This is a genomic window from Kitasatospora sp. NPDC127067, assembly GCF_042724755.1.
In the GTDB taxonomy this organism is placed as follows: domain Bacteria; phylum Actinomycetota; class Actinomycetes; order Streptomycetales; family Streptomycetaceae; genus Kitasatospora; species Kitasatospora lactacystinica.
The window spans coordinates 1-10,428 of the sequence record NZ_JBHXEM010000202.1; the positions used below are offsets into that span (position 1 = coordinate 1).

Here is a 10,428-nt window from a genome sequence, read left to right on the forward strand (position 1 = left end):
GGACGGGGCCGTGCAGGCTCCCTTCGACCAGGTCGGGCTCGAATCCGGCGGACAGCACCGTGACCCGGGCGTACAGGTCCCCGTGGACCATGACCAGTTTGTCCGTCATGTTGCCGACGAAGGCCTCCACGTGGACGCTGCCGCGGACCAGCAGCTTGGCGTCGCCCTCCAGGTACACGGCGGCCGCCCGGAGGTCGCCCAGCACTATCAGCGCGGAGCAGCCGTCGTCGATGGTGAGGACGGCGCCGCTGACGTCGAGGTCGCCGTCGACGACCAGGCCGGTGCCCTCCAGCTCCGCGGCGTCGAGGTCCAGGTGCCCGTCGATCGCCAGGGCGCCGGCGTGGACGTCGTACGACTCCTCGTAGAGGTTCTCGTACGTGGAGACGGGCAGGCCGCGGCGCTCGAACAGGGCGACGGACTCGTCCCAACTGTGCAGCGTGGTGGTGATGTTCATGGCGCAGACTCTGCCATGCGGCACTGTCAGCCGATCGCAACCGGATCGAGACCGATCGTTTCGCCCGTCCCGGACCCGCCGCTCCCTCGGGTTCCCTACGCTGTGGCCGATCCACTGCGGCCGGCCCGCTCCGGCCGGCCGCGTTCGGTCCGGGATTTTCGAGGGGGAGCCCATGGAGCTCGACGCGTTCATGGAACTGGCCGGTCCACCGATCGGCGCCGCGATCGCGGCGTACGGCGACTCGGTGCTGACGCAGGCGCAGGACGCGGCCGCGACGGCCACCGTGGGCCTGGGCACGCGCATCCTCCAGCGCGTCTGGAACCGGCGCGACCAGCGGCAGCGCGAGGACCTGGAGACCAACGTCCTGGAGGCGGCGGAGGAGGGCGCCGGCGCGGACGCCCAGGGCGCGCTGCGGCAGGCCGTGCGGCGCACGCTCCACCAGGACCCGGAGCTGCTGGCGGAGCTGGCCGCGCTGCTGGCGCGGGCGCAGCCGGCGCCGGTCAGCATCGTGGTGAGCGGCCAGGGGGCCGTCGTCAACACCGGCAGCAACAGCGGGACGATGAGCAGCAGGACCGTCGTCCACCGGGACGGCACCCGGTGACGTCGCCCACCCACCACTTCAGCGGCGCCGGACAGATCGCCAGCTTCAACAGCTCCAACGACGGCCTGATGGTCACCCAGGTCACGACGATCGTGCTGCCCGCCGAGGCGCTGCGCTCCGCGGCCGACACCCCGGCCGTCGACGTCGTCCACCTGCTCCGGCCGAACGGCCGCTTCACCGGCCGGCAGCGGGAACTGGCCGCGCTGCGGGATGTGTTGAGCGCCGAACGCACCGGGCCCGGCGCGGCGACGGCGGTGCTCCACGGGCTGGGCGGGGTCGGCAAGAGCACCCTGGCGCGGCAGTACGCCCAGAGCTTCCGCACCGCGTACGACCTGGTCTGGTGGATCGAGGCGTCCTCCCCGGGGGCCGTGGAGGAGGCCCTGGCCGAGATCGCCCGGCGGCTGAACCCCGTGTGGGCCGGAACCGCGCAGCGGCCGGAGCTGACCGCCTGGGCGCTGGCCTGGTTCCAGCACCACACGAACTGGCTGCTGGTGTACGACAACGTCGAGGACCCGGCGCTCCTCGCGCCGTTCCTGGGCAGCCTCACCGGCGGGCACCACCTGGTCACCACCCGGCTCGCCGACGACTGGGACGCGGTCGGCGTCGACTCCGGCGACGCGCTGCTCGCGCTCGACGTCCTCCCGCAGGAGCAGGCGGCCGAGCTGCTGTGGTCCTGGGTCTCCGAGTGGGACGGGTCCGACGAGTCCCGCTGGGAGGTCGGGCAGCTGGCCCGGGAGCTCGGCGGCCTCCCGCTCGCCCTCGACCAGGCGGGCGCCTACCTGCGCCGGACCCGCACCACGGTCGCCGCCTACCGCGGCCGGCTCGGGCTCCAGCTGTCCAGGACCCCGGCGGGCCGGGACCCGCAGCGCACCGTCGCCAGGGTCTGGCAGGTCACCCTGGCGGCGGTCGCCGAGGACGACCCGGTCGCGGTCGACCTCCTGCACGCCCTGGCCTGGCTCGACGCCGACGGCTGCCCGCGCGACCTGGTGTACCGGCTGGCCCCGGACGAGATCGCGGCCGACGACGCGCTCGGCGTCCTGCACGCCTACAGCATGATCGGCTACGCCTGGCGCGACGTCCGGGTGCACCGGCTGGTCCAGGGCGTGCTGCGCGCCGACGCCCTCGCCCGGCGCCCGGCGGGGACCGCTCCCCGGGGCCGGCACGAGGCCGAACAGGCCCTGCTGCGGACCGTGCGTCCGGCCGGGCCCGACCAGGACGCCGACGCCGCCGAGCTGGCCCGCCTGGTCGGCCAGGTCCGCGCCCTGGCCGCGACCGACCCCCGGGACAGCTGCGACACGGCGGTGTTCAAGCTCTACGCCGACACCGCGCTGCACCTGGAGGCCCGGGGACAGACCGCCTGGGCGCTGCCGCTGTACGAGGGGTACGACGCCCAGATCCGGCACGGGTTCGGGCCCGAGCACCCGTTCGCGCTGGTGGCCCGCTCCGCGGTCGCCCGGGTCCACCTGGCGACCGGCCGGCCCGACCGGAGCATCGACATTCTCGGCCCGCTCCTGGAGCAGAGCCTGCGGGTCCACGGCCCCGGGCACCTCACCACCCTCAACATCCGCAGCAACCTCGCCTCCGCCCACCAGGCCCGCGGCAGCGTCCAGCGGGCGATCGAGGAGTACGAGAAGGCCGCCGACGACAGCCGGGTCGCCCTCGGCCCGGACCACCTCAGGACCCTCACCCTGCTGAGCGACCTGGCGGGTGCCCTGATGTCCCTCGGCCGGACCGACCGGGCCATCGGGATCTACGAGGACCTGATCCGCCGGGACCTCGCCCACACCGAACCCGACGACCTGCCGGGGCCCATGGCCGGGCTCAACGGCCTACGGCTGCGCAACAACCTCGCCGGGGCGTACGAGACCACGGGCCGCTACCGGCAGTCGATCGCCCTCTACCAGGAGGTGCTGGCCGACTTCGAGGAACTCGTCGGCTCCGAACACCCCGACACCCTCAGCTGTCTGAGCAACCTCGGCTACACCCACGACGCGGCCGGCGACCTGGAACGGGCCAGGGAGATCTACCAGGACGTCCTGACCCGGCGTGCGGACGCCCTGGGCGAGGAGCACCCCGACACCCTGCTCAGCCGGAGCAACCTCGCCTACCTCTGCCTGACGAGCGGTGACATCGCGACCGGGTTCGACCTCTGCCGCACGACGCTGGCCCAGCGCACCGGTGTGCTCGGCCCGGAACACCCCGACACCCTGGTCAGCCTCTCCATGCTGGCCTCCGCCCACGACGCGGCCGGCGAGCCGGAACGGGCGCTCCCCCTGTTCGAGGAGGCCCTCCGCCTGCGCCGCGAGGTCCTCGGCCCGCATCACCCGGACACGCTGCGCAGCGCCGGGAACCTCGCCTCCGCCTACCACGGGCGGGGCGAGTCCGCCCGGGCCGTCCCGCTGTTCGAGACCGTGCTGGCCGAACAGGAGCGGGTGCTCGGCCCGGAGAGCCGCGACACCGTGCTCACCCGCAACAACCTCGGGGTGGCCTGCCGGGGCGCGGGCGACCTGGAACGGGCACGGTCGCTGCTCACCACCGTGCTGGAGCAGCGCACCCGGCTGCTGGGCCCGGACCACCCGGACACCCTCGGCAGCCGCGCCGCCCTGGCCCGGGTGCACGAGGCGGCGGGCGACCTCACCGGGGCCGTCGAGGGGTACCGGGCCGCCCTCGCCGGACTGACCGGGGCGGTCGGGACGGACCACCCCGTCTCCGTCGTGGTGGCGGGCCTGCTGGCCGAAGCGCTGCGCACGCGCGACGATCCCCGTCCGCGGCAGTAGCCCGACGGGTCGGCAGCCCGGCGGGCTGATCTCCTGCGGGCTGGCCCGCACGTCCTGATCGTCGCGGGCCCCGTCCGCAGGGGCCCGGCCGGCCGCCGGCCGGGCTCCGCCCACGCCCCGGTCAGGACAGGTAGTCCTCCAGCCCGCCGTCGCGCCGGGTGTCCAGGGTCACGCAGTGGAAGCCGCCGCCGAGCGCCCGGGAGTGCCGCAGCCGGTGCGGCAGGACGGTGATCCCGGCGTGCTCCAGCTGCTTGATCAGGCTCTCCTGGCCGGACTCGACGATCGCGGTGTCCGGGGAGACCATCAGCAGGTTCATGCTGATCCAGCTCTCGCTGAGCGCGTGCTCGGGCGTGTCCCCGGTGGGCTCGGCCGGCGGGCACCACAGGATGTCCCAGCCCTTCAGCGGCGCCGGGACGGTCTCCGGGCTGATCCGCTCGGGGTTGAGCAGCACCAGCCCCGGCCGCAGCAGCGCGATGGTGCTGTCGATGTGGGTGTACCCGTAGATGTCGCGCAGCGGGTGCAGCCGCAGGCCCCCGTCACCGAGCAGGCCGAGGGTGGACTCCAGCCACCGCAGGCCGAGTTCGTTGCCGCTGCGGGAGACCTGGTAGAACACGTCCCGGCCGAGCCGCAGCACGTTCGCGGCGTCGAAGACCGGCTCGGCCTCGCCCAGCAGCGGCAGCCCGTCCGCGTCGGACTCGAAGAGCTCGTCGCCCAGCCGCGGCCGGGGGGCGGCCACCCAGCGCGCGCCGCGGCGCAGGTAGTCCTGGAAGAGCCCGCGCAGGCCGAACACCTCGAAGTAGCGCTGCCGCATCGGGCTCGCCACCTCGATCAGCGTCTCGCCGACCACCAGGGTGAGGTCCCGCGGACAGTAGGAGTGGAAGCCGCCGTCGGCCTCCCAGAGCGGGGAGGCGAACCCGGCCGCGTGGTCGACCGCCTCGGGCCGGTGGACGGTGACGCCGAGGCCGCGCAGGGTGGCCACCAGCGCCTCCAGGTCCTCCTCGGTCTCCTCGACGACCTGCTGGGGGTACGGGCCCGCCTCGATCGAGGCGAGGTCGGCGGCACTGGTCTTCGGGAAGCAGGACAGCCAGGAGGACGGCTCGGTCTGCTCGGGCAGCCGGGCGCCGACGGCGGTCCCGACCACGATCTCCCGCAGTGTGGTGAATTCGTCCCAGCTGTGGACCGGACGGGCCGAATCGGACATGACTCTCCCTTGACACGGGTTTGGGGAAACGCGGAAAGGACGGCGGACGCGACGGCTCGGAACCGCGCGGCTTCGAACCGCACCACAGGACGGCAGCGCCCGGTGGACTCCGAAGGACCGCGGGCCGTCGGCGGAGCGGGGTCCCCCGAACATGCGGAAAACAGCGCCGGAAATCGGGACGGATTGATCGCCGGAGCGGCTCCCGCCGACCACGGCGTTACGGGAAATCACCGGCCGGGCAGCCGAATTCGCCTTTCGGAGGGCCGGGATCGCCTGTCAAGCTACCCGGACGACCGACGGCGGCGCAAGGACCGTGATCGGCACCGAACGCGCCGCCGCGCCGGGCCTCCGGTCGGCCCGTCCGTTGTTCAACTCCCCCGCGCCGAGGCTGATCAACACCCGGGCGAGGGCCCGAAAGCCGACCCCGGGAGCCGACCCGGGCGAGGGCCGGCGGCCGGCCCGGACGCGGTGCCCGTGGGACCGGCCGTCGCCACCGGGCCCCGCACGCCGGGGCTCACCACCGCCAGGCCCGGCGGATCCGGCTCCCGCCCGCCAGGGCCAGCAGCGCCCCGCCCGCCGCAGCGACCCCGGCCACCGCCAGGTTCTGGCGCTGCGCCCGGCGCCGGCCGGCGGCCTCCGCCCGGGCGGAGGCCGCCAGGAAGGCCCGCTCGACCCCGGCCGCGGCCAGCTCGCCGGCCGCCACCCGCCGCTTGAGCTGCTCCAACCGGACACCCCGGCAGAGCAGTTCGGGGTCCTGGTCGGCGGCCTCCCAGCCCCGGGCGGCCGCCGAGAGCCTGCGCTGCTCGCCCAGCGCCTCGCGGCCCTCCGCCAGCCACCCGCGCAGCCGGGGCCAGGCCTGGGGCAGCGCGTGGTGGGACAGCTCGACGGTGTCCCGGTCCACCACCACGAGCCGGGCCCGGACCAGCCGTTCCATCACCTCGGGCACGCCGGGATCGTCGAACTCGGCCCGCCGGACCGGCTTGCGGGTGCCCTCGTCGCCCCCCGGCACCAGGTCTCCCCCCGATAAGAGCCCGCCGCCCGGCGTCAGCCCGTCGCCCAGCGCCGTCGCGCCGCCGGCCGCGTCCTCGCCGGCACCGAGCAACTCCCCGCCGAGCCGCAGGAACACCGCCCGCGCCCGGGCCTGGCCGGCCGGGTCCAGCCCGTTGTACAGCGACTCCGCCGTCCGGGCCAGCGCGCCCTCGAAACCTCCGGTCGCCTGGAAGCCGGCCAGGGTGAGGGCGTTGCCGCTGCGCCGCCGCCAGGTCTCCAGCAGTGCCGTGGACACCAGCGGCAGCGCGCCCGGCTGCTGCGCGGCGGTCGAGATGAGGACGGCCAGCAGGGCGCCCTCGACGGTACAGCCGGACCGCAGGGCCGGCTCGGTGATCGCCCGCCGCAGCTCGTCCGGAGCCGGACGCCCCACCGACAGCACCGCGTTCCGGCCGGCCTCGGCCAGCCCCGAGTGCTCGGCGAACAGCGGCCCGCACTGGTCCGAGCGGAGCACCAGCACCACCCGGCACCGGGCCGGCGCCGCCACCGGCAGCCCCTCCGGCGCCTGCCTCGCCGCGCCCGCGGCGGTCGCCACCAGCGCGTCCAGGAAGCGCGCCCGCTCGGCGGCGTCCCGGCAGCGGGTGCGCAGCTGCTCGCCCTGGTCCACCACCAGCACCGGGTCGCCGGCCGTCGGCCCCGAGGCGCCCGGCGCGCTCTCCCCGACTCGCTGCCCGAGCCGGGCGAGCGCGAGCGCGTACGCCTCCATCGGTCGTTCGCCGGGAGTCAGCAGCGCCACCGGGACACCGCCGTCGGCCGGGGGCCGGCCCGCTCCGCCCCCGGCCCCGGTTCTCCGCCCGGCCGCCGCGCCGGCGCCCGGAGCCCCGCCGAGCCGGGCCAGCAGACCGGCTCTGACCAACGAGGACTTGCCCGCCCCGGACGGCCCGGAGAGGATCACCAGCCTCCGTTCGGCCAGCAGGGCGGCCAGCCGGTCCAACAGCGCCTCGCGGCCGAAGAAGCGCTCGGCGTCGGCCGCCTCGAACGCGGCCGCACCCGGGTAGGGGGCGCTTCCGGCGTCCTGGGAGCGCCGCCGGGCCGCGGTGTCGGCGGCCAGTTCGGCGGCGAGCAGCTGCCAGCGGTGCCGCCACTCCCGCACGTCCCCGCCGCAGGCCTGCACATAGGCGACGGTGACGGCGAGGCTGGGCAGCCGCCGGCCGCCCGCGGCCACCGACAGGCTGGCCGCCGAACAATGGGCCCGCAGGGCGAGTTGACGGTACGGCGGACTTCCGGCGCGTTCCCGCAGGGCCCGAAGATCGCCCGCGAAGCGCAGCAGCGGCCCGTCCCCGGGGTCCAACGGACTTTCCCGACGCGGCACTACGGCCCCCTTCTCCGTTGATGCGGTGTCCTGAAACCTTGAGTGCCCACGCGCCACACGCGCCGCGTGCGCCTCGTGTCCATCCCCCGGTTATTCATCATGCGCAGCACCCGTTGGCGTCAAACAATGGTGCGCGCGGGTCGGTTGTTCCGAGTTGATGTTCAATGTCCAGCCGTACGGCGCCGAACAAAGCCGGTGGGATAGAACCGGACCCCGCAGCCTTCGGCGACTTCGGAGACATCCATGAAGTTCACGCGGTACTGCCGTTCCCTCCTGTCCACACCCGCGATGGCAGTGGAGCGGTACACCAAGAGCCATCAGTCCGGGGCCGACATCGCCATGGTCGATCTGGAGGATTCGGTCCCACCCGCCCGAAAGGAGGAGGCCCGTCGACTGGCCGAGGAGTTCTTCGCGCTCCCGTCCGCCAAGCTCGCGCGCAGCGCGGTGCGCATCAACACCCTGTCCGGACCGGACGGGCTGCGCGACCTGATCGCCATCGCCCGGTACCGCGTCAAACCGGACCTGGTCCTGATCCCGATGGCGGAGTCCCCCCGGGACATCGAGATCGCCGCCGGCGCGCTCGCCGCGGACTGCCCGGAGACGGAGTTCCTGGCGGTCGTGGAGACCCCGCTGGGCATCGAGCACGCGCCCGCCATCGCGGCCGCCGGACACCGGCTGCGCGGGCTGGTCTTCGGCTCGGCGGACTACGCCTTCGCGGTCGGCGCCCGGCTCTCCTGGGAGGCCCTGGCCCACGCCCGCGGCCGGGTGGTCAACAGCGCCCGAGCCGCGGGGGTGGAGGCGATGGACGCGCCGTTCTTCGAGGTCTCCGACCTCGTCGGGCTGCGCCGGGAGGCCGGGCTCGCCCGGGACTTCGGGTTCAGCGGCAAGATCGCCGTCCATCCGCGCCAACTCGCGCTGATCAACGAGCTGTTCAGCCCGGGCGAGGAACTGCTGGAGCGCGCCCGCCGGGTGGTCGCGGCCGGTCTGGAGAACGGCCGTTCGGTCACCGTGGTGGACGGGGTGATGGTCGGCATGCCGTTCTTCGAGGCCTCGCAGCGTCTGATCGAGCAGTTCGACCCGCCCCGGCCCGACGGTTCGCACCACACGCAGCACCCCCACCGCGCACAACACGCGCAACAGGCACAACACGCGCAACACGCGGAGTACCAACCGCAGGGCCACGAGCCCACCGACCCCCCCGAACCACGCGACGGAGAAGTGACGATGACCGAAGAATCCATCCTCGGCCCGCGCCGGTACCGCAACGCCGAAGCCATGCTGGCGAGCGCCGACCCGGTCTGGCAGGCGGCCGCCGCCAACGGCCTGATCGGCATCACCGCGGACTCCGAGTCCAACAACCGGCTGATCGTCCGCGAGACCGGCCACGAGTTCGCCAACATGGTCTCCTGCTCGTACCTGGGCCTGAACAACCACCCCGCGGTCCTGGCCGGCGCGGTGGACGCGCTGACCGAATCCCGCAGCACCTCGCTGGTCCTCTCCACCACCCGGATCCGGCACAACCTGCTGGTGCGGCTGGAGGAGGAGCTCGGCGAGCTGTTCGGCGCGAACATCCTCCCGGGGGCGTCCTGTACCACGCTCACCGCGGGCATCCTGCCGCTGATCGCCTCCGGCCACCTGGACGGCACCTGTCAGGGCGGCGGCGGCCCCCGGGTGATGGTCTTCGACCGCTTCTGCCACTTCTGCATGGCGTACATGAAGCCGGTCTGCGCGGACGAGTCGCTGGTGCTGACCTGCCCGCACAATGACCTGAACTACCTGGAGGACATCTGCCGCAAGTACCCGCGGGTCGCCTATGTCGCCGACGGCGCCTACTCGATGGGCGGCACCGCGGCCCTCGACGGGCTGCTCGAACTCCAGGACCGTTACGGGCTGTTCCTCTACATCGACGACTCCCACTCGCTGTCCATCGCGGGCGAGCGCGGCGAGGGCTACGTCCGCTCCCGGCTGGAGATGAACCCGCTGACGGTGATCACCGCGAGCCTCGGCAAGGCCTTCGGCACCAGCGGCGGCGTCGCGATGCTCGGCAACCGGGAGCAGTTCGAGTTCCTGCACCGGCACGCCGGCCCGATCGGCTGGTCGCAGAACATCCCGCTGCCGATGGTCGGCGCCTCGCTGGCCAGCGCCGCCATCCACCGCTCCCCCGAACTGGCCGACCTCCAGGCGAAGCTGGCCCGCAACATCGAGCTCTTCGACGAGTTGCTGCCGACCACCTTCGCGGGCAACGGCCTGCCGGTGCGCCGGGTCGACGTCGGGGAGGCCGAGCGGGCCGTCAAGCTGTCCGCCCAGCTCTTCGAGCGCGGCTTCTACAGCTCCGCGGTGTTCTTCCCGATCGTGCCCAAGGGCGAGGCCGGGCTGCGGCTGATGCTGCGCGCCGACATGGACGAGCAGCTGATCCGCGAGTTCGCCGGCCACGTCAAGGAACTCACCGCCGACCTCTAGGACCTGGGAGCAACCGCGATGGACGCAACCGAACCGGCCGGCTACCGGCTGATCGGCGAGCGCCGCTACCGCGAGGTGGTCGGGCGCTACTACGAGGAGTTCGAGGTCGGCGAGGTGGTCGAGCACCGCCCCGGGCGGACCGTCACCGAGCTCGACAACGTGCTGATGAGCATGCTGAGCATGAACGACGCCCCGCTGCACATCGACGCCGCCTACAGCGCGCACACCCCCTGGGGGAAGCCGATCGTCTCCAGCCTGGTGACGCTCAGCATCGTCGGCGGGATGACCGCCCGCTCGACGAGCGGGCGCACCATCGCCAACCTGGGCTGGGAGAACATCCGGATGACCCACCCGGTGTTCGCCGGCGACACCCTCTACGCGGAGACGGAGACCCTCGCCAAGCGGCTCTCCGAGAGCCGCGCCGGGCAGGGGATCGTGCGCTGCCGCACCACCGGGACGAAGTCCACCGGCGAGGTCGTGGTGGTGTTCGAACGCAGCTTCCTCGTCCCGCTGCGCGGCCACGGCCTGGACGAGGTCGCCGGGTACTGACCCGGCGCCGGGCCCGACGGTCTCCAC

Annotated in this window: 7 protein-coding genes; 4 read left to right on the forward strand and 3 right to left on the reverse strand. The window is 73.9% G+C overall.

Annotated features, from left to right (window positions below; translation table 11 throughout):
• A partial coding sequence (locus ACFWJ4_RS39345) for a hypothetical protein (protein ID WP_380553661.1) occupies positions 1-454 on the reverse strand: 454 nt, incomplete at its 3' end.
• Between the two features lie 172 nt (positions 455-626).
• On the opposite strand from ACFWJ4_RS39345, the gene ACFWJ4_RS39350 reads away from it, so the two are divergent.
• Both ACFWJ4_RS39350 and fxsT read left to right on the forward strand, forming a co-directional pair.
• Complete coding sequence (locus ACFWJ4_RS39350) at positions 627-1,055, forward strand: hypothetical protein (protein WP_380553664.1); 429 nt, start codon at positions 627-629, stop codon at positions 1,053-1,055.
• Complete coding sequence (gene fxsT, locus ACFWJ4_RS39355) at positions 1,052-3,832, forward strand: FxSxx-COOH system tetratricopeptide repeat protein (protein ID WP_380553666.1); 2,781 nt, start codon at positions 1,052-1,054, stop codon at positions 3,830-3,832. Before ACFWJ4_RS39350 ends, fxsT begins: the two co-directional genes overlap by 4 nt.
• A 121-nt stretch (positions 3,833-3,953) precedes the next feature.
• On the opposite strand, the gene ACFWJ4_RS39360 is transcribed toward fxsT, so the two are convergent.
• Both ACFWJ4_RS39360 and ACFWJ4_RS39365 read right to left on the reverse strand, forming a co-directional pair.
• Positions 3,954-5,033 carry an inosamine-phosphate amidinotransferase 1 gene (locus ACFWJ4_RS39360; RefSeq protein WP_380553669.1) on the reverse strand — a complete coding sequence of 360 codons (1,080 nt, stop codon included), beginning with the start codon at positions 5,031-5,033 and terminating at the stop codon, positions 3,954-3,956.
• 514 nt (positions 5,034-5,547) lie between these two features.
• Positions 5,548-7,371 (reverse strand): hypothetical protein, encoded by a 1,824-nt coding sequence (locus tag ACFWJ4_RS39365; RefSeq protein ID WP_380553671.1) that lies wholly within the window; start codon positions 7,369-7,371, stop codon positions 5,548-5,550.
• A gap of 264 nt (positions 7,372-7,635) precedes the next feature.
• On the opposite strand from ACFWJ4_RS39365, the gene ACFWJ4_RS39370 reads away from it, so the two are divergent.
• Positions 7,636-9,852, forward strand: coding sequence for an aldolase/citrate lyase family protein (locus ACFWJ4_RS39370; protein WP_380553674.1), 2,217 nt, complete (start codon positions 7,636-7,638; stop codon positions 9,850-9,852).
• An 18-nt stretch (positions 9,853-9,870) separates the two neighbouring features.
• Complete coding sequence (locus ACFWJ4_RS39375) at positions 9,871-10,401, forward strand: MaoC family dehydratase (RefSeq protein WP_359914674.1); 531 nt, start codon at positions 9,871-9,873, stop codon at positions 10,399-10,401.
• Positions 10,402-10,428: the final 27 nt, after the last annotated feature.